Annotated in this window: 17 protein-coding genes; 8 read left to right on the top strand and 9 right to left on the bottom strand. The window is 65.1% G+C overall.

Annotation, left to right across the window (positions count from 1 at the left end; translation table 11 throughout):
• Positions 1–3: 3 nt before the first annotated feature.
• Genes Rhe02_RS23555 through Rhe02_RS23545 form a run of 3 tightly spaced genes read left to right on the top strand, consistent with a single transcriptional unit; the run spans position 4 to position 3,385 of the window.
• Positions 4–1,143 carry an acyl-CoA dehydrogenase family protein gene (locus tag Rhe02_RS23555; RefSeq protein ID WP_203910500.1) on the top strand — a complete coding sequence of 380 codons (1,140 nt, stop codon included), beginning with the start codon at positions 4–6 and terminating at the stop codon, positions 1,141–1,143.
• Entirely contained in the window at positions 1,143–2,354 is a 1,212-nt protein-coding gene (locus Rhe02_RS23550) for an acetyl-CoA C-acetyltransferase (protein WP_203910499.1), read from the top strand. Before Rhe02_RS23555 ends, Rhe02_RS23550 begins: the two co-directional genes overlap by 1 nt.
• Positions 2,354–3,385: an LLM class F420-dependent oxidoreductase gene (locus Rhe02_RS23545; protein ID WP_203910498.1), complete on the top strand. Its 1,032-nt coding sequence runs from the start codon at positions 2,354–2,356 to the stop codon at positions 3,383–3,385. Before Rhe02_RS23550 ends, Rhe02_RS23545 begins: the two co-directional genes overlap by 1 nt.
• A gap of 34 nt (positions 3,386–3,419) precedes the next feature.
• Here Rhe02_RS23545 and Rhe02_RS23540 read toward each other — a convergent pair whose 3' ends face one another.
• Positions 3,420–4,181, bottom strand: a complete 762-nt coding sequence (locus Rhe02_RS23540; RefSeq protein WP_203910497.1) for an SDR family NAD(P)-dependent oxidoreductase — start codon at positions 4,179–4,181, stop codon at positions 3,420–3,422.
• 41 nt (positions 4,182–4,222) lie between these two features.
• Between Rhe02_RS23540 and Rhe02_RS23535 the strand changes: the two genes are divergently transcribed.
• The 4 genes from Rhe02_RS23535 (at position 4,223) to Rhe02_RS23520 (ending at position 7,949) form a co-directional block, all read left to right on the top strand.
• On the top strand, positions 4,223–5,080 hold the full coding sequence (locus tag Rhe02_RS23535) for an LLM class F420-dependent oxidoreductase (RefSeq protein ID WP_203910496.1): 858 nt from the start codon (positions 4,223–4,225) through the stop codon (positions 5,078–5,080).
• Positions 5,077–6,678, top strand: coding sequence for a FadD3 family acyl-CoA ligase (locus tag Rhe02_RS23530; protein WP_203910495.1), 1,602 nt, complete (start codon positions 5,077–5,079; stop codon positions 6,676–6,678). The genes Rhe02_RS23535 and Rhe02_RS23530 overlap by 4 nt, the downstream gene beginning before the upstream one ends.
• Positions 6,679–7,401, top strand: coding sequence for an SDR family NAD(P)-dependent oxidoreductase (locus Rhe02_RS23525; protein ID WP_203910494.1), 723 nt, complete (start codon positions 6,679–6,681; stop codon positions 7,399–7,401). It abuts the gene before it with no gap.
• Between the two features lie 71 nt (positions 7,402–7,472).
• Positions 7,473–7,949: a PASTA domain-containing protein gene (locus tag Rhe02_RS23520; RefSeq protein ID WP_203910493.1), complete on the top strand. Its 477-nt coding sequence runs from the start codon at positions 7,473–7,475 to the stop codon at positions 7,947–7,949.
• Between the two features lies 1 nt (position 7,950).
• Here the strand turns inward: Rhe02_RS23520 and Rhe02_RS23515 are convergent, their stop codons facing one another.
• Together Rhe02_RS23515 and Rhe02_RS23510 are read right to left on the bottom strand one after the other, a co-directional pair.
• Entirely contained in the window at positions 7,951–8,334 is a 384-nt protein-coding gene (locus tag Rhe02_RS23515; protein ID WP_203910492.1) for a hypothetical protein, read from the bottom strand.
• A 337-nt stretch (positions 8,335–8,671) separates the two neighbouring features.
• Positions 8,672–11,092, bottom strand: a complete 2,421-nt coding sequence (locus Rhe02_RS23510) for an endo-1,4-beta-xylanase (protein ID WP_203910491.1) — start codon at positions 11,090–11,092, stop codon at positions 8,672–8,674.
• Between the two features lie 457 nt (positions 11,093–11,549).
• Here Rhe02_RS23510 and Rhe02_RS23505 point away from each other — a divergent pair, with 457 nt between their 5' ends.
• The gene (locus Rhe02_RS23505) at positions 11,550–12,161 is read left to right on the top strand and encodes a hypothetical protein (RefSeq protein ID WP_203910490.1); all 612 of its coding nucleotides are present in this window, start codon (positions 11,550–11,552) and stop codon (positions 12,159–12,161) included.
• A 22-nt stretch (positions 12,162–12,183) separates the two neighbouring features.
• Here the strand turns inward: Rhe02_RS23505 and Rhe02_RS23500 are convergent, their stop codons facing one another.
• The 6 genes from Rhe02_RS23500 to Rhe02_RS23475 all read right to left on the bottom strand — a co-directional run bounded on the left by Rhe02_RS23500 (position 12,184) and on the right by Rhe02_RS23475 (position 18,321).
• Positions 12,184–13,737: a glycosyltransferase 87 family protein gene (locus Rhe02_RS23500; RefSeq protein WP_203910489.1), complete on the bottom strand. Its 1,554-nt coding sequence runs from the start codon at positions 13,735–13,737 to the stop codon at positions 12,184–12,186.
• A gap of 316 nt (positions 13,738–14,053) precedes the next feature.
• The gene (locus Rhe02_RS23495; RefSeq protein WP_203910488.1) at positions 14,054–15,274 is read right to left on the bottom strand and encodes a type II toxin-antitoxin system HipA family toxin; all 1,221 of its coding nucleotides are present in this window, start codon (positions 15,272–15,274) and stop codon (positions 14,054–14,056) included.
• A gap of 295 nt (positions 15,275–15,569) precedes the next feature.
• Entirely contained in the window at positions 15,570–16,331 is a 762-nt protein-coding gene (locus Rhe02_RS23490) for an ABC transporter permease (protein ID WP_203910487.1), read from the bottom strand.
• Positions 16,328–17,086 carry an ABC transporter ATP-binding protein gene (locus tag Rhe02_RS23485; RefSeq protein WP_203910486.1) on the bottom strand — a complete coding sequence of 253 codons (759 nt, stop codon included), beginning with the start codon at positions 17,084–17,086 and terminating at the stop codon, positions 16,328–16,330. The genes Rhe02_RS23490 and Rhe02_RS23485 overlap by 4 nt, the downstream gene beginning before the upstream one ends.
• 15 nt (positions 17,087–17,101) lie before the next feature.
• On the bottom strand, positions 17,102–17,743 hold the full coding sequence (locus Rhe02_RS23480) for a pentapeptide repeat-containing protein (RefSeq protein ID WP_203910485.1): 642 nt from the start codon (positions 17,741–17,743) through the stop codon (positions 17,102–17,104).
• Positions 17,740–18,321, bottom strand: a complete 582-nt coding sequence (locus Rhe02_RS23475) for a hemerythrin domain-containing protein (protein ID WP_203910484.1) — start codon at positions 18,319–18,321, stop codon at positions 17,740–17,742. Before Rhe02_RS23475 ends, Rhe02_RS23480 begins: the two co-directional genes overlap by 4 nt.
• Between the last annotated feature and the right edge of the window lie 27 nt (positions 18,322–18,348).

Here is an 18,348-nt window from a genome sequence, read left to right as displayed (position 1 = left end):
AAAATGGAAGAGTCAGACTTCGCCGACATCCTCAGCGCTGTCCGCGCCTACGTGCGAAAGGTGGTGGTCGGGGCCGAGGACGTCATCGAGGAGACCGACGAGATTCCTTCGCAGATTCGCCAAGGCGCGGCGGAGATGGGCCTTTTCGGTTACGCGTTGCCGCAGGAGTACGGCGGGCTCGGCTTCACCGCGCTGCAGGACGCTCGGCTGGCCATAGAGATGGGATACACCACGCCCGCGTTTCGGTCCATGTTCGGCACCAACAACGGCATCGCCGGGCAGGTGCTCGTCAACTTCGGGACGGAGCGTCAGAAGCAGGAGTTTCTGCCGCGCATGGCAAGCGGGGAATGCGTTGCCTCGTTCGCCCTGACCGAGCCGGAGGCGGGTTCGGACCCCAGCGGGCTGCGCACCACCGCGACCCGTGACGGCGGCGACTACCTCCTCAACGGGCAGAAGCGCTTTATCACGAACGCGAGCTGGTCGGACATCCTCATTGTCTTCGCCCGTACAGGTGGTCCGGGGGCGGCGGGCATCTCCGTCTTCGTGGTGGACACCGCCACACCCGGGGTCACGGTTGGCCCGAAAGACAAGAAGATGGGCCAGCGCGGCTCGAGCACGGCCGAAGTCTTCTTCTCCGATGTGCGGGTCCCCGCCTCCCGCTTGGTGGGCGAGGTGGAGAACGCCGGCTATGCCGCGGCGATGCGGTCATTGGTGAAAGGCCGTGTGCACATCGCGGCTTGCTGTGTGGGCATGGCGCAACGACTGGTTGACGAGAGCACGGCGTATGCGTTCTCGGCCAAGCAGGGCGGCACCGTCATCGGCGACTTCCAGCAGGTGCAGGCATTGCTCGCGGAATCACAGACCGACCTCATGGCGGGCCGCGCACTGGTGCTCGCCGCGGCGGAGGCCTACGACAACAGCACCGACCGCCGGATAGCTCCCTCGGCGGCGAAGCTGTTCTGCAGCGAGATGGTCGGCAGGGTGGCCGATCGCGCGGTGCAGATCCACGGTGGCACGGGCTACATGCACGGTGTCGCGGTCGAGCGCCTCTACCGCGACGCCCGCCTTTACCGCATCTACGAAGGCACCAGCGAGATTCAGAAGGTGGTCATCGCCAAAAACCTCCTGCGCGGTGCGAAATGATGCGTGACACGGTTATCTGTGAGCCGGTCAGGTCACCGGTCGGCCGCTATGGCGGTGTGCTCAAAGCGTTGTCGGCGCCCGAGCTTGGTGCTCAGGTGCTGCGCGGCCTGCTTGCCCGCACCGGGCTGTCCGCCGAGGCGATCGACGATGTCGTGCTTGGTCACTGCTATCCGACCAGTGACGCGCCCGCTATCGGGCGGGTGGTGGCCCTTGATGCCGGGCTGCCGGTGAGCGTGCCCGGCCTGACCATCGACCGGCGTTGTGGATCCGGCCTGCAATCTATTTTGTACGCCGCGCGCCATGTCGGCGCGGGTGACGCGGAGTTGGTCGTCGCGGGCGGCGTCGAAAGCATGAGCAACGCCGCGCACTTCTCCGCCGATGTCCGCTGGGGTGCCCGATCTGGTGGTGTGCAGCTGCACGACAGTCTGGAGCGGGGGCGGGTGACCGCGGGTGGGCGGCTGCATCCCGTACCGGGCGGAATGCTGGAAACCGCAGAGAACCTGCGCCGTGAGTATTCGATCTCTCGCGAGGAGCAGGATGAGCTTGCTGTGCTTTCGCATCAGCGTGCCGTCGCGGCGCAACGCAGCGGAGCGAGCGCCGAGGAGATAGTGCCGATGACGGTGTCCGCCCGAGGCGGCGACACTGTCGTGGACACCGATGAGCATCCCCGGCCCGACACGACCCTCGAGTCGCTGGCCAGACTGCGGCCCATCCGTGGCGCGATCGACCCCGACGCGACCGTCACCGCAGGAAACGCGAGCGGGCAGAATGACGCCGCCGCGCTCTGCATCGTCACCACCATCGACCGAGCTGAATCGCTCGGGCTGCGGCCGTTGGTACGACTGGTGTCCACCGGCTTGGCCGCGGTCGAGCCGCATCGGATGGGCATCGGCCCGGTCCCGGCCACCGAGACCGCCCTGACCCGAGCGGGGCTGCGACTGTCCGATATGGACATTATCGAGCTCAACGAGGCCTTTGCGGCTCAGGCGATCGCGGTCACACGGGAGTGGGGCTTCGGGCGCACCGATCTCGAGCGGACCAATCCGCGTGGTTCTGGCATCTCGCTGGGGCATCCGGTGGGCGCCACCGGCACCCGGATGGTGGGCGCCCTTGCCCGCGAGCTGCACCACCGCGAGCAGCGCTACGGCCTGGCCACCATGTGCATCGGTGGCGGGCAAGGGCTGGCCGCAATCTTCGAGCGGGTCGACTGATGGCTCTCAAGCTGGGTCTGGCCATGGGGTACTGGGGTGCGGGCCCGCCGGCCGGCATTGCCGATCTCGTCGCGCAAGCCGAGAGCCTCGGCTACGACTCGATGTGGACGGCCGAGGCCTACGGCTCGGACGCCTTGACTCCGTTGGCATGGCTGGGCGCGAGCACCTCGCGGATTCGGCTCGGCACCTCCATCATGCAGATGGCAGCGCGTGCGCCGGTGGCCACCGCGATGGCGGCGCTGACTCTGGACCATCTCTCCGGCGGCCGCTTTGTGCTCGGCCTCGGCGCTTCCGGACCTCAGGTGGTCGAGGGCTGGTACGGCCAGCCATACCCGAAACCGTTGGCCCGCACGCGAGAGTACGTCGCGATAGTCCGGCAGGCGCTCGCCCGCGAGGTCGTGTCGCTGGCGGGGGAGCACTACCGGCTGCCGTTTCCCGGCGGCACCGGGCTGGGCAAACCGTTGCGCCCCACCATTCATCCGCTTCGCCGCGATCTGCCGATCCTGCTTGCGGCAGAGGGCCCGAAGAATGTGGCTCTGGCAGCCGAAATCGCCGACGGCTGGCTCGCGATGTTCTACTCGCCCGCATCGGATGCCTACTATCGCCAAGCGCTGGAGGAAGGCTTCAGCAAGCCCGGTGCTCGCCACACCCGGGAAACCTTCGAAGTGACCTGCCGGGTCAACGTCGAATTCGACGACGATGTCGAGGCGGCAGCCGACCGGGTGCGCCCGATGCTCGCTCTGTATGTCGGCGGCATGGGCGCCAAAGGGGCGAACTTCCACTACGAGGTCTTCGCCCGGATGGGTTTCGAAGCCGAGTGCGCCCGGGTTCAGGAGCTCTACCTGGCTGGGCGGAAGGACGAAGCCTCGGCGGCCATTCCGCTGGCGATGGTGGAAGCGGTCGCGCTGGTCGGGCCGCGCGAGAAAATCGCCGAGGAACTGGTGGCCTGGCGCTCGTCGCTGGTCACCACGATGCTGGTTTCCGGCGACGCCGCCAAGCTGGCCACCATCGCTGAGCTGGTCAATGAATGAGCTCAGCATGAACCACCCGCTGCACTTTGCCTTTTCAGGCGGTGTAGCCACCGTCCACATTGACCTTCTGCCCGCTGATATAGCCCGCGCGGTCGCTGGCGAGGAAGCACACCAGTTCCGCGATGTCCTCAGCGCGTCCGAATCGGCGCATCGGAATGTTGGTCGTCGCGGCCGCGAGCGCGGCATCGTCGAGGTCGCCCGAGGCGATGAGCCGCTCCGCCATTCCATCGGTCAGCATCCCAGGGCCGACCATGTTCGCCCTGATCCCGAAGCGTCCCTCCTCGGCCGCGATGCCGCGTACCAGCGCCTCGACAGCACCCTTGGGGGTGAGCGAGAGCCCATCGCGGACAGCTGTCCGGTCGGTGGCCGCGGTGGTCACCGCGACGATGCTGCCGCGGCTCGCCCGAAGGTGGGCAATCGTGGGGGAGAGCACGTTGAAGAAGCCGATCGTGTCCTGTTCCAGCTGCGACCGGAACTGCGCCGGGCTCACCCGGCTCAGGTGGACCATCGGGACGTGCGGACCAGCGGCATGGCACAGAGTGTGGATGCCGCCGAACGTCTCGGCGACCTCGCCCACGACACGTGCGCAGGCGGCCTCGTCGGTAACGTCGAGCTGCCAAGCCCGCGCCGGCTCACCGATCGCGGAAACCAGCTCGGCCGCGGCGTCGCCGTTGGAGCGGAAGGTGAGGGCCACCCGGGCGCCGCGCGCGGCCAGCATGCGGGCGATCGCCGCGCCGATGCCACCCGTGGCGCCGACGACAAGGGCTACTCCGCTGCGGTGCGTGAAGTCGTTCATGCGGCGAAGGTAGCAAACAAACGACCGAAGGTTGGTGGGTCATGGGTTTGTCTCTCGGCGTGATGCCAGATCTCACCGGTAAGTTCGACCCCAGCGCGCTCGTCGGCCTCGCGGCACTGGCCGAGGAGCTGGGCTGTGAGTCGTTGTGGACGGTCGAGCATGTCGTTATACCGCAGAGCTACACCTCCTGGTACCCCTACGATCCCACCGGGAAGATGCACCTGACGGCGGAGCACGATGTGCCGGATCCCTTGCATGTGCTCACTTTCCTTGCCGCGCACACCAGCCGGATCAAGCTCGGGACAGCGATGCTCATCTTGCCCGAGCACAATCCGGTCATTCTCGCCAAGCGGCTGGCCACCGTCGACGTGCTCAGCGGGGGCCGATTGATCGCTGGTGTCGGCGTGGGATGGCTGCGTGAGGAATACGACGCGGTCGGTGTCCCGTTCGAGCGCCGGGGCCGCCGTGCGGATGAGTACCTGGCGGCGATGAAAGCGTTGTGGGCGGAAGGCCCGGCGAGCTTCGACGGTGAGTTCGTGCGGTTCGACTCCGTCTACGTCCGGCCTCGGCCGGTGCGGCCCGCGGGCATCCCGATCGTGGTGGGTGGCCATGGGCTGGCTGCCGTCCGCCGGGCGGCCCGCTTCGGCGACGGCCTGTATCCGCTCGGCGTGGACCTGGCCGGATTGGCGGCTCTCATCTCGCAGCTGCGTTCGGAGTGCGTCCGAATAGGACGAGAGCCATCGGAGATAGAGCTGACCGCTCGCGCGCCTAGCCGAGCGGCGGATGTTCGTGCGCTAGCAGACTTGGGCGTGCGTCGGCTCATGCTGCGCGTGGCCCCGGACGATCTGGAAGCCGCGCGGGTGACCATTACCCGCTATCGGGATGAGGTGCTGACATGATGCCGCTCGACGCGCGTACCCTGCCTCGGCTGCTGTCGGCGTGTGCGCAACGCTGGCCGGATTCGCCCGCCGTGGCCGACGGCGACACCCGGCTGACCTTCGCCGAGCTTGCGGCGGAGGTCGAGCGCTTTGCTTGTGCCCTGGCCGCGAGAGGGGTCGCGCCCGGCGACCGGGTGGCCATCTGGGCGCCCAACAGCTGGCGGTGGGTGGTGGCGGCGCTGGGCACAGTGACCGCGGGCGCGGTCATGGTGCCGATAAACACGCGCTATAAGGGCAACGAGGCCGGTTACCTGCTGGGCCGCACCCGAGCGGTCGCGCTTGTCACCGACGACGGATTCCTCGGCATCCCCTATGTCAGCATGCTTTCTGGTGAGGATCTGCCGCACCTGGCCACCGTGGTGGTGCTGAATGAGGTTCCCGCCGTTGCGGCTCCGGGCGAGAGCGAAATGTTGGCGTGGAACGCTTTCATGGCTGTTGGCGGCGACGTCGATCCAGCATTGGTGCGCACACGCGCGTCCGCGGTGCGGCCCGAGGACGTCAGCGACATCTTCTTCACCTCCGGGACGACAGGCAAACCCAAAGGCGCGATGCTGACCCATTTCCAGTCCACCGCGTTGTATGTCGGGTGGAGTGAGCTGGCGGATCTGCGTGAAGGCGACCGCTACCTACTGGTCAACCCGTTCTTCAACACGTTTGGCTACAAGGCGGGCATTGTCTCCTGCCTGCTGCGCGGGGCGACCATCGTGCCGCAGCCCGTGTTCGATGTGGAGACTACGCTGCGCCTGATCGCGCAGGAGCGCATCACCGTGCTGCCGGGGCCACCCACCCTCTACACCTCGATCCTGGACCACCCCGAGCGCTCTCATCATGATCTGAGCAGTCTGCGGGTCGCGGTCACTGGTGCCACAACGGTTCCGGTCGTCCTCATCGAGCGGATGCGCGATGAGCTCAAATTGCAGACCGTCCTCACCGCCTACGGATTGACCGAGTCGTGCGGGACAGCCACGATGTGCCGTCCGGCCGACGACTCAGGAACCATTGCCACCACCTCAGGCCGTGCGCTGGACGGAGTCGAGGTACAAATCGTCGACGCCAACGGCGAATCCTTGCCCCCTGGAAATGCGGGTGAAGTATTCATCCGCGGCTTCAACGTGATGGTCGGCTACTTCGAAGACGAGGCCGCGACCCGAGAGACGATAAGCCCCGATGGCTGGCTGCGCACCGGCGATGTGGGCGTGATGGACGAGGCGGGGAACCTGCGGATCACCGACCGGGTGAAGGACATGTTCATCGTTGGTGGGTTCAACGTCTACCCGGCCGAGATCGAGCAGGTCCTGGCGCGCCACGACGCCATCGCTGAGGTTGCCGTCGTTGGCGTTCCCGACGAGCGCCTGGGCGAGGTGGGTTGCGCCTTCGTGGTGCCGCGGCAGCAAGCCTCCGTGTCGCTGGCGGAAGTCACCGACTATTGCCGCGACAGATTGGCCAACTACAAGGTTCCGCGCCACATCCGGTTCGTCGACTCGCTTCCCCGCAATGCCACGGGGAAGGTTCTCAAGACTGTTCTTCGTCAATCTGGTACAGACAAACGGGAGGCCTAAATGGACTTCGGCTTCACTCGCGGCGACACCATCGTGGTCACCGGCGCCGGCAGCGGAATCGGCAAAGCCATCGCGCTGATGGCGGCGCGGGCAGGCCTACGCGTGTCGGCCTGGGACCTCGCTGAGGCCGCCATCCTAGCCACGGTCGCCGAAATCCAAGCCGACGGCGGTGATGCTGTTGCCGCCGTGGCCGACATCGGCGACCCCGCCGCCGTGGCACGAGCTCTCTCCGAGGCCGGCCCCGTCCGATATCTCGTGAACAACGCCGGCCCGGCCAGCTCCCGCGAGCTGGACTTCAACGACGCTCTGGCCGCCACCGTCGGCACCGTGCAAGCGGTCACCGATGCCTGGCTGCGCACAGGCCCCGCGGAAGGCTCGGCGGTGGTGAACATCGCTTCTGTCGCAGGCAACTATGTGGGTACCGATTCCGCCTGGTACTCGGCCGGCAAGGCCGCAATCGCGGGCTACACCCGCCATCTCGCCACGCGGCGCGCCCCCGCGATCCGGGCCAACGCGATCGCGCCCGGCTTCATCGCCACGCCAAGGATGACCGGCTTCGCCGCCTCCGAGCTGGGCCAGTCGCTCGTCGAGCGCAATCCGATGCGGCGTGCGGGCCACGCCGACGACGTCGCGGGTGCGGTGCTTTTCCTGCTCTCACCGCTCGCCGCATACATCAACGGGGTTCTGCTTCCCGTCGACGGTGGCTGGGTGGTCACGCAGTAGCGACCGTATTGCAGCAGTCTTGCTCGCCGAGCCTATGACCAGCGATATTGTGGGTCGTGGGGGGTGCCACGATGACTGTGGATGAGGAACTGTTCGTTATCCCTGACGTGGTCGGGTTGGAGGTTCCGCGGGCGAGAGAAATCCTCGCCGAGGACTTCAGTCCCGTGGACAACCTCACTTTCCAGTCGTCCGAAGTCGTTTCCGCCGGCATAGTCCTCGGGACCTTCCCGTCCCCCGGAGAGCTGGCTGCTCGGGGAACGATGGTTTTCCTGACTGTCTCGGCGGGCCATGAGCCGACCGGGATTGTTCCGGCGGTGGCAGGCCAAAGAGCGGACCTTGCTCAGGCGGACCTGGAACATGAGCAGTATGTGGTGATCCGGCAAGACCAGGAGTCTGCCACTATCGAATCCGAAGTCGCCATCGGGACCATCCCTAGGGCAGGCACGGCACTTGAGCCTGGCCGAAACGTGACACTCGTTGTTTCGATAGGATTGCTACCGTTGGGGCCGATCGTGCCGGTCGAGAATGTGCCGCTCACCGAGCAGTGAGCTAGCCGAGCACATCGACGGAACGCAGGTCGCGGTTGGCGTAGTGGACTTCGGTGATTTCGGCGAGGGCACTGCGGTCGAGCGCCCGGTAGGCGCCGGTCAGCAGGGTCAGCGCTGCCTCGTGATAGTCGGCGTTGTCGAACCAGTGCAGCTCTCGTCCCAGTACCAAGGCATAGGCAGGCTTATCCCCGGCCAGCTCGGCCAGCGCTTGCGCTATCCAGTCACGCACCTGCGGCGCACGGGCACGGTAGCCGGCGCGGCGTTCGCTGACCCGCTCGTGGCCACCACGCTGGTCGCCCGCGTGAGCGGGAATGGCCGGTCCAAGCCCTCCCAGCACCTCGCGGCGTGGGGCTTCCGCCCACCGGCGCAGCCCATCGTCGGCCACGGCCTGCCGGTCGGCCTCCTCGAAAGCATTCCATCGCGCCCGGTCAGCGCCAGCCCTTCCGGCTCGAAGTAGCGCGTGATCCCGCCGGAACGCACCCCCGCACTCTCGCTCAGCGCTCGCTCTCCCACGCTGCCGATGCTGTCGAGAAACGCGGCGAAGACCGCCATGTGACGCGGCAGAATCAACCCGTAGACGTCCTGCACACGCTGAGCCACCGCCTCGAACCTCGCCTGGGCGGCCTCAAGCGCGGGCGCCACTCGTTCCGGCTCAAAGAAAAACTCAGCCACGGTCATGCCCTCCCATAGACGGTGATGTCACTTCCTGCTGCCCGGTCGAGCTATGCGAGCGCGCCTACCTCCGCAGCCGTCAAGGCGCGCTGGAAGACCTGTACGCGGTCGAGTGCGCCATCGAACTTGCTGGACGAGGAGGTGCCCAGGTGCATCGAGCCCGTCGGCGACGAGGGCCACGACGTAGTCGCTGTCCCCGTTGCCTCAAGAATGCCGTCGACATACAACTTGGGCAATCTGGTGACACCATCCCATACCGCGGTCAGGTTGACCCAATTGGTCTGCGCGACACTGGTGGAAGCGATCTCCAGATAGGTGGAGCTGTTGGCGCTCGATGCCGGGAGTCCAAAGGCCCATTTGGAGTCCGACGCCCGATACTTGAGGACGAACGCATACTGGCCATTGCCGTCCTGGACCAAAATGATCTGATTGGACTGGCCCGCCGCGGTGAGTTTCACCAACGCGGAGACGGTGTAAGACCGTTCGGTATAGAGGAGTTGCGTCCCGCGAATGTCAATGTAATCCGACGCGCTCACCCGCAGTGCCCCCACTGTCGTATTGCCTTGCCCCACCGTCCACGTAGCCGCGGCGTCGTTGCGAACCGAACCGTCGCGGAAAAACCACGAGGCGTCGGCCAGGCTGCCGTTGAGCTGCCAGCGACCCACACTCGGATCCGCGTACCCGGCGCTCTCGCCGGCCGAGGCCGCATGCCGGTAAACGCGAACATCGCTGATTGCGCCGCTGAACGCCTTCCCGGACATCGAACGGCCGATCCGAAGCCTCCCGGCAGAAGCCCACGTGGCCCCGCGGTTTTCAGATGCAGCCGGGAACGTATTGTTCCAGCTGCCGTTGACATAGATTTGCATGCGGCCCCAGCCGTTGTTCCAGACCGCGGTCAGGTGTGCCCACTCACCGACCACGGGAGCGGACTTCGACTCGACGGATTGGACAGAGGCACCCGTGCTGTCGGCGACGGGAATGCTGAAGACCCACCGGTCTTTAGTCTTGCCATATCCGAGCGTGAACGCGCTGACGGTGGAGCCGTCCTGGCTGACGATCACCTGATCAGCGGACTTACTGTCAAGACGTACCCACGCCGACACGGTGTAGGACGCGTTCGTGGCGACCACCGCAGATGCGGTCTCGGCGCCCGTGCTGGCACCGTCGCCACGGAAGGCGGATCCCGACGGGGTGCGGCCTTCGGCGCCCAGCCCGCCCGTGACGGTAGCGGCATGGTCCAATCCGGAGGCGTCGCTGGCCGTCGTCGCCGACCAGTCGTCCAATCGCCATGCGCCAACCAGATCGGCGTTGACACTTGACGGCCGCTCCGTGGTGGCAAGCGTGGCGAGCATGGCGTTGTATGCCGGCTTCTTCACATACGAGGCGTCAAGCAGAGTTGCTTCACCCCAGCCTGCGTACTTGGGGTCGGGATTGTTTGTCATCCACGAATACTTATCGGTGAAACCCCAAGTGGTAATCGACACGCACCGCGGAACCGATAGACACGCCTTGACCGCCGTGGCAAACGCCGTGGCCTGCTGTGCCAGCTGCTCCCCGGTGGCGGGAACCCCCGGAATGCGCACATCAAGCTCGGTGATCGCGACATCAAGGCCCAAGTCGGCGAATTGGCGCATCACGTTGCTCAGGCCGGAAAGGCGCTCCGCGCCGAGCATCTGGTGAGTCTGAAAACCCACACCGTCGATGGGGACACCCAGCGCACGCAAGCCCCGGACCAGCTCATAGAGCGATCGTGCCTTTGCCGAGTCCATCTCGATGCCGTACTCGTTGAGGTAAAGCTTCGCACCCGGGTCAGCTTCATGCGCCCAGCGGAACGAATTGGCGATGTAATCGTCACCCAACCGCCGCTGCCACATGGAGTTCGACCTGCGTGTCCCATCATCGGCGAGAGGCTCGTTCACCACATCCCACACCTTCACCCGACCGGCATAATGCCCGACGACGGTCCTGATGTGTTGCTCGAGGATCGCGTTGAGCGCCAGCCGATTGGCCTCGCCGGGAACGTCGTAGGCCTTCACCCAGTCCGGCAGCGCGTTGTGCCACACGAGCGTGTGCCCTCGCACGTCCAACTGATTCGCCTGTCCGAAGTCGACGATCGTGTCAGCCGCGCCATAGGTGAACGTGCCTTGCGCAGGCTCAACCGCGTCCCACTTCAGCTCGTTCTCCGTCGTGACCGAATCCAGCTCGTCGCGGACGAACTGAGCGTAAGCGGGCTCGGCCGCATTGGCGAGCACGCTCGCCCTTACCGCAGAGCCGATGCGCACCTTGCCCTGGGCAGCCTGCTTCAGGTGTAGCGCTTCCGCAGCCGCAGCCGCAGCCTGCTCCGACTCCGCACTCTCCATACGCAGCAGCGCATTCTGCTCGTCCTCCGGGTCAGCCTGCGGCTCGCCCGCCTGGTCGAACGCGTCTTGCTCCTGTGGATCAAGCACCCGCTGCAGATGATTCGAACTCACCGTGGTCTCCTCACTCGACCCCAGGTCGCACACAATTTGACGCGGAGGGTCGAGGTAGTCGACCGTCCACACCAGACTCTACAACGATCCATCTAAAGATCGAGATTCACTGCGCTAATGGGTCACCGTCCACTGACGACGATCCGCCCGTGACGCACAGACACCCAACCACCACAGCGCGAGACCGTGCCCCTGCGGCTCAATGCACGTCGTAGTCGCCTCGCCAAGCGCAGGCGCGACGGCGAGGCTGCGCCGATGTTGGAGCGTCGACGGCCGTGCTCGCGGTCACCATCGGGCTGGCCGGCGGGCGCTGGCTCGCCAATAGCGGGTAAGCGCTTATTCGACCTCGATCTGGAAGGTGGACGTGCCGCCGTCGGCTGTGGTGAGGGTGACCGGGCCGAAGGTGATTATCCCGGTCGAAGAGGCGCCTGGCCCGCGGTAGAACCCGGTCGCTTTGGTGATCCGGACAGCCAGCGCGGCGAGCGATCAGTCCGCGAAGAAGGTCCAGATTCCGTCGATCCATGACACGTGTGACCATCCACTTCCAATTGAGATCTTTCGGATTCCTACTGGTCTGGGTGCCGAGTGGCTGGCGACGGTGACCAACGTAGATGGCATAGCAGGTGTCGCATGGAGCAGCCCTGCCGCCGCCGGCGTCATCGACCAAGGCCGGTTCTCGTGCAGAACCGTGTTCCCGATAGTCCGCGGCAGGCTCTCGACGTGGCCGTCAGCGTTGGGTAGCAAGCTTGCTGAAGAAGGGCTCAGCGCCAGCCTGATAGAGCACAATAACTGCGAACAGAGCGGCGACACGAAGCTGCCGGTTTTGCCGCAGGCGGGTTGCTCTATTTCGCCGGATCAGCCGCCACCAGTGGGGTACGAGGCAACGATAGATATCACCAGGATCACGCTATCTTCCGCGCAGATTTGGAGCGCGTTTTGCTGGAGAAGGTGGCAACCGGTTTCAGCGATGTCGGTGGTTCACTTCACCGAAGAAACTGGATTGTCCGGAAACAGGGTTACTTCCATCGGCATCGATAATCTGGGATCCGAGCCCTGCACCACTAGTTGAGGCCTCGAATAAAGCGGACGTGCTATTTCCACAGGTCACGCGGCGGGTTCTCGATCAGCCGCCCGTCGGCGTCGTAGGCTAGGAACTGGGCGTAATACAGGTTGGTGCCGGTGAAGCTGAACACCCGCCGCCCATCACCAAGTTCCATGATCGGCACGAAATGTACTGGGGCACCCGGCGCTGTCCGCATCGCCAGCCGGGTCACCTTCGCATTCACGTAACCCTCCACTGTGGACCGTTGCCCATTCGAGCCGACACTGTAGTTGAGCAGGAACAGCCCGCCTTGTGTCCCATCGTGGCTGCACACGCCGTTTTGGCAGTAGGTGACGGTCGTGTGCGAGAACACTTCCCGTGTCTCGGCCAGATCGTTGAAATGCAAGCCCGGGTCCACGCTGGGCGGCAACGGCAGCAGCGCGAACATCGCCACTCCGGCGGCTATGGTGGTCAGCCCCCTCGCCCACATGGATCGGGCCGAACGGGCGAGACCGGCGTCCTGGCTGAGGTTTCGTGCCGTCAGCGCACCGCCGAAACCGGCGCAGCACAACACCACCACACTCAACCCGCGGGCGTTGGCGAACAGGAACTGCAGACCGGGCGAAGTCCATGACTCTACGGCCACGTTGCTCAGCGACAGGGCCATGGCCACCAGCAGAAACGCACCAGCGGCGCGGCGGGCCGACCCGCCCGCGGCAACCAGGAGCATGCCGGCCAGCACGGTCCACACCTGGTGATGAGTCCACGACACCGGCGACGCGGCGATCGTGGCACAGCCCACCAGCACCGCGGCATGCGCCCGCTGCCCCTCTATGGCGAGCATCCGTGCCCGCCACAACGCCAGCCCGCAGATGATCGCCACCAGCCCCGCCCACACCAGCGGACGCTGCGCCTGGTCTATCCCCGCCCGAGCCAGAATCGCATGCAGGGACTGGTTTCCCAGCGACGCCATGTCACCGATCCGCGAGGTGGTGAACATCGTCTTCGTCCAGAACTGCCAACTATCGCGCGGAAGCAACGCGGCAGCCACGACCGCTGCACCAAGAAATGTCAGCACCGCGCGCACGGCATCGCTGCGGCGGGCCACAATCACCAAGAACACCACGAACATCAGCGGCGTCAGCTTGATCGCGGCCGCCACGCCGATAAGCACGCCACGCCACCGGGCTGGGGTTATCTCCAGCGCATCAAGCAACGCCAAAGCCACGATGAATATGCTGACCTGCCCAAGCCGCACATCGGATTGCACTGGAGCAGAAGCGATCAAGATGCACGCCAAGACAGCTGCGAATAGACCCCGCTGCTGGAGGCGATCCCACCGCAACGCCACAGCTACCGCAATCACCACTACGGTCAGGCTCACCGCCACCAGCCACACCAACCTGACCACCGGCTCGGACAACCACGCGATCGGCCACAGCACGAGCGCCGCGAACGGCGGATAGGTGAAAGGGTCACCGTTTTCGGCCGCATACCCGTAAAGGGGATGCCCGGCCTGCGCGAACCGCACCGCACCGTAATACACATGCAGATCGGCCAGCCGATCAAACTCGGGCCGCCTTACCGCCCAAAAGCTAGACACCGATGCGATAGCACCGAAGACGAGCCATAGAACCCGAGTCCGCCAGCCGTGGAGCATCGACGCAGGATAATTCAAATCCGTCAAGGGCGCTGTCCCAAGCCTCAGAAGCTGGGAAGAACCGGTCACACCAGCTGACGGGGGCATCCCGCGTTCAATACCGAGATCTACAAGCAGCGCAACGCCATCGAGCGTGGCATCAGCCGCCTCCAACGAAACCGGGCCAGGCAACCAGGTACGACAAACTCGCCGTCCGTTACGAAGTCACCGTGCACATCACCGCCATCAACGAATGGCTACACATACTCTGAGACACTGTCTAGTGCCGCAAGCGCGTTCGGCTGGCCGCGGCCGCGGCCGCGATCCGCTCGGTGAGGCGTTCCGGCAGTTTGCTCTTGAGGCTCCTGATCGTCTCATCTTCGGCCACCGTCCCGAATGCGTCGGGTACTCGTTCGACGAGGTGATCGATGCGAGCGATGGTCTCATCGGGGTCGAGTCCGTTCATAGCAGCGAAGGTTCGCCAATGGCGGCCGCTGGTGGCTTCGACGCGATACCCGTCGCCGATCTTCATAGCCATCCGGAGTTTCGGAGGGTACATGTCGTCGTAGGCAAGCGCACTGGCTACGTCGTACAGCGGGGCGAGGCGCACTTGCGATCCGCTGAGAAGAAGGGAGTAGTTTTTGGCGTGGCCGTCGGTGCCATAAATGATCCAGTTGAAAGCCAGAGCATCGACGAAGCTGTTGACGGCCGCGGCGGCCAACTGTGCTGGAAAGACGCTTCGTCGAAGCAGTTCGATGATCTGCTCCGGAGTTGGGCCTCCCTCATTCTGGTACTTGGTGGTGGGCGAGACGCTGAGCGCCTGGCACATGTCTTCCTGATGAATCCGCGTGATGGTGCCGTCCGCCATCTGATGGCGGTCGTAGCGTTGCACCACGATGGCACGCTCGTCGGCAAACTGGCCGACGTGAGTGGACGCGACGGGCAGTCCAAGAAGCCTTGCGGCGGCAAGACAGAGGTGTTCGTTCAGGTCGTGGTCGTCCAGCCCGGTCACTGCCGGTTTGAGGATATGCGTTGTGGGTACCGACCCCCGTGGTTCTCCCCATCGTCCGGCGCCTGGGTCGCGGTGGAGTGCAATCTTGGCCTGCGCACCGGCCAGACTGAACTGGCCACTGTTGCGGACATGCCACGCGGTCGGGTCTCGTCGCAAGATCCTCAGGCGCTCAGCGACATCGGTATCGGTCAGCCACTGAACGTCTCCCTCGCCTGCGATGAGCTTATCCACCCGCTCCGGTCTGACGAACTGAGCTGCTCCCGCACAATCCTCGCCGACATGACGGAGCAGGGCGAAGGGATTGCCCGACGAGACCTGGTAGTCCTGGGCCCAGCGATCGAGAACCCGCTCGTTGTCGGGAAGCAAGCCCCACAGAAACGCACGGACTGGTGTATCGCCGTGTTCCCGCTGCGCGAGCGGCATCGACAGGGACAGCGGCGTGGCGGTCCTGGTTTCGCGCCAGGCTTCGTCGCGTGCACGTACGCGCACAGTCTATAGCATGCGCACGTACGCGCACATATTGCGTGACGTGCGCGTACGTGCACATTGCCTCGGGGTGGGTCCGTCAATGATCAATGTTGTGATTCGAAGGGGTGCGGCACTCGGAACCAGATCGTGTGGGGAAGAAGAACCTCGCAAGATCGGAAAGCGCCCCGGCCGGATGCGCCCGAGACTGCCCGCCCTCCGAGCGCCTCGTGATCGCGGTCGACGTACCAGTCCGCTGACAAGAATGCCGCGCGGTCACCGGCCGCCCAAGCTTGTGGGCGGCCGGATTCCTTGGCGGTCAGGCGATTTTGCGGCGGTAGGCCCGCATGGCGAAGAGGTATCCGACGACGAGGACGCCGGCGCACCAGGCGAGGGCGATCCAGATGTCGTTGCCCACCGGCTGCTCCGCGAACAGCGCCCGGACGGAGTTGACGATCGAGGTGACCGGCTGGTTTTCCGCGAAGGCGCGCACCGGCCCCGGCATCGTCTGGGTGGGGACGAAGGCCGAGCTGATGAACGGCAGGAAGATCAGCGGGTAGGAAAAGGCCGATGCCCCGTCCGGCGTGGAGGCCAGCAAGCCCGGGATCACCGCGACCCAGGTGAGGGCGAGGGTGAAGAAGCCCAGGATACCGGCGACGGCAAGCCAGGCCAGGATTCCGGCCGACGTGCGAAAGCCCATGATCAGCCCAACGCCGATGATGATGAGCAGCGACAGGGCGTTGGACACAAGTGAAGTGAGCACATGTCCCCATAGGACAGACGACCGCGCGATCGGCATCGAGTGGAACCGTTCGAAGATGCCGCTTTGCATGTCGGTGTACAACCGGTAGGCCGTATAGGCTATGCCGCTCGCGATGGCAATGAGCAGAATGCCTGGCATCAAATAATTTACATAATTACCGGTACCTGTTTGGATGGCGCCCCCGAACACATAGCGGAACAACAGCAGCAAAGCGATCGGGGTGATCGTGACCGTGATGATGGTGTCGATGCTGCGGGTCACGTGCCGCACGGACCGGCCAAGCATCACACTGGTGTTGCTGAACACGTTCGCGCTCATACCAGCGCCTCCTTGTTTCCGATAACCGCCAGGAAGATCTCCTCCAGGGTGGGCTGGCGTTCCACGAGCTCCGCCTTCGCGGGTGGGAGAAGGTTACGCAGTTCGGCCAGGGTGCCGGACACGATGATGGTGCCCTGGTGCAGGATCGCTATCCGGTCGGCCAGTTTCTCGGCCTCGTCGAGGTACTGGGTGGTCAAAAGGACTGTCGTGCCGCTGTTGGCCAAGCCCTGGATTTCGTTCCAGACTTCGATGCGGGCCTCCGGGTCGAGGCCGGTGGTCGGCTCGTCGAGGAAGATGACTCGCGGCTCGCCGACGAGGCTCATGGCGATGTCGAGCCGCCGGCGCATGCCACCGGAGTAGGTCGCCGCCCGGCGGTTCCCCGCTTCGACAAGGCTGAATCGTTTGAGCAGATCGTCGGCGACCTGACCGGGATTCTTCACCTGCCGGAGCTTGGCAACCATGATGAGGTTCTCGCGGCCGGTGAGGATGCCGTCGACCGCGGCGAACTGGCCGGTCAGGCTGATCGCCTCCCGAACCTGCTCGGGCTGCGCGACCACGTCGAACCCGCTGACGTTTGCCTTGCCCGAATCCGGTTTGAGCAGTGTGCTCAGGATGCGCACGAGCGTGGTCTTTCCCGCGCCGTTGGAACCGAGCAGCGCGAAGATGCTTCCGCTGGCCACGGAAAGGTCCACACCTTTGAGGACCTCCAGTTTGCCGTACGACTTTCGCAGTCCGCTTACCTTGATAGCTTCCATTGGGGGTGAGTCTCCTTATTCGACAGTCACGTTGGACGGTTCAACTCCGAAGCCCTTGAGCCCGGCGTAGGTCAGCTTGTCCATGCGCGCGCCGTCGAAGTTCACGGTGGCAAGGGCTTTGTAGTACTTCTTGGTCGAGGCGCGGAAGGAACAGTCGCGCAGGATCGCTCCCCGCATCGAGACCCCCTCAAGCGCGGCTTCGTCGAACTTCACACTGGTGAGGGCTACGCCGTCGAAGGTGAGGCCGCGCAGATCGGAGTGGGAGAAGTCGACGCCGGTGAAAGCGCAGCGGTCGAGCACCGTACGCGTCAAATCGGTCTTTCGAAACACGACGTCGGTGAGATTTGCATCGGAGAACTGGGTGTTGGTCAGCCCAGACATGCTGAAGTCGGTGCGCACCAAGCGGGTTCCGCGGAAGCTGGCACCCGAAAGCTCGGCCGTGGTGAAATTTGCGTCGGTCAGGTTCGCGCCGTCGAAGTTCGCCTCCGTCAGATCGCTGCTCTTGAACTTGCCGCCGATGATTTCGGCGTTCGAGAAGTTGGCGCCGCGCAGCGCGCTCGCCTCGAACCTGCCGTCTCGCACCGTGACGCCCGCGAAGTCGCTGCCGCTCAGGCTGCTCGCGTGGAACTGCGTCACCATGTGTCGTTGGTTGCTCATCGCTGTTTTCCTTCCTCGGGATTTTCTTCGTTGCTAAGACATTCGCTGCCCGTCCAGTCACGGCGCTGACGCGGACCTGTCATGGCGGCTGGGCTCCACCCGTCGGGAGCGGACAGCGTGTCAGCGGTCAGTTCGCTGTGCACCTTCTCGAAAGCGGCCCACTGGCCGGCCGTAAGCGCCTGCTGGAGCAGCGGAATCACCGCCTCCTCCTCGTGGGCCAGGTGGCCTTTCAGGCCCGTGACGAGGGAGTCGATGAGGTCGCCCAGGTGCACCAGGCAGCCTTGCGGACCGCTCGCCGCCTCATCGATCGTCGCGATCAGCTGGCCGATGGCCGCGTGTTCGGCTTCCATCGCCTCCAGCACCACCAGGTTGCCCGGCTGGTCGGTGAGCCGTAGGCGCAAGGCCGGCCACAGCACCTCGTCCTCCGCACAGTGATGGCCCCACACTGCTTGTTTGAACCGCCGCCAGCCCGCAGTCCGAAACACCAGCCTCGGATCGTCATCGACCCGGGCGAGATGCTCCAGCTCTCGGCGCAAGGCGTCGTGCATGGTGAACATCGCGGTCAGGTCCAAAGGCATGACTCAAACCTTGGCGGGGGTACGCAT

Origin of the sequence: Rhizocola hellebori (genome assembly GCF_016862955.1) — a bacterium.
GTDB lineage: Bacteria > Actinomycetota > Actinomycetes > Mycobacteriales > Micromonosporaceae > Rhizocola > Rhizocola hellebori.
This window is presented reverse-complemented; position numbering and strand designations above follow the sequence as displayed.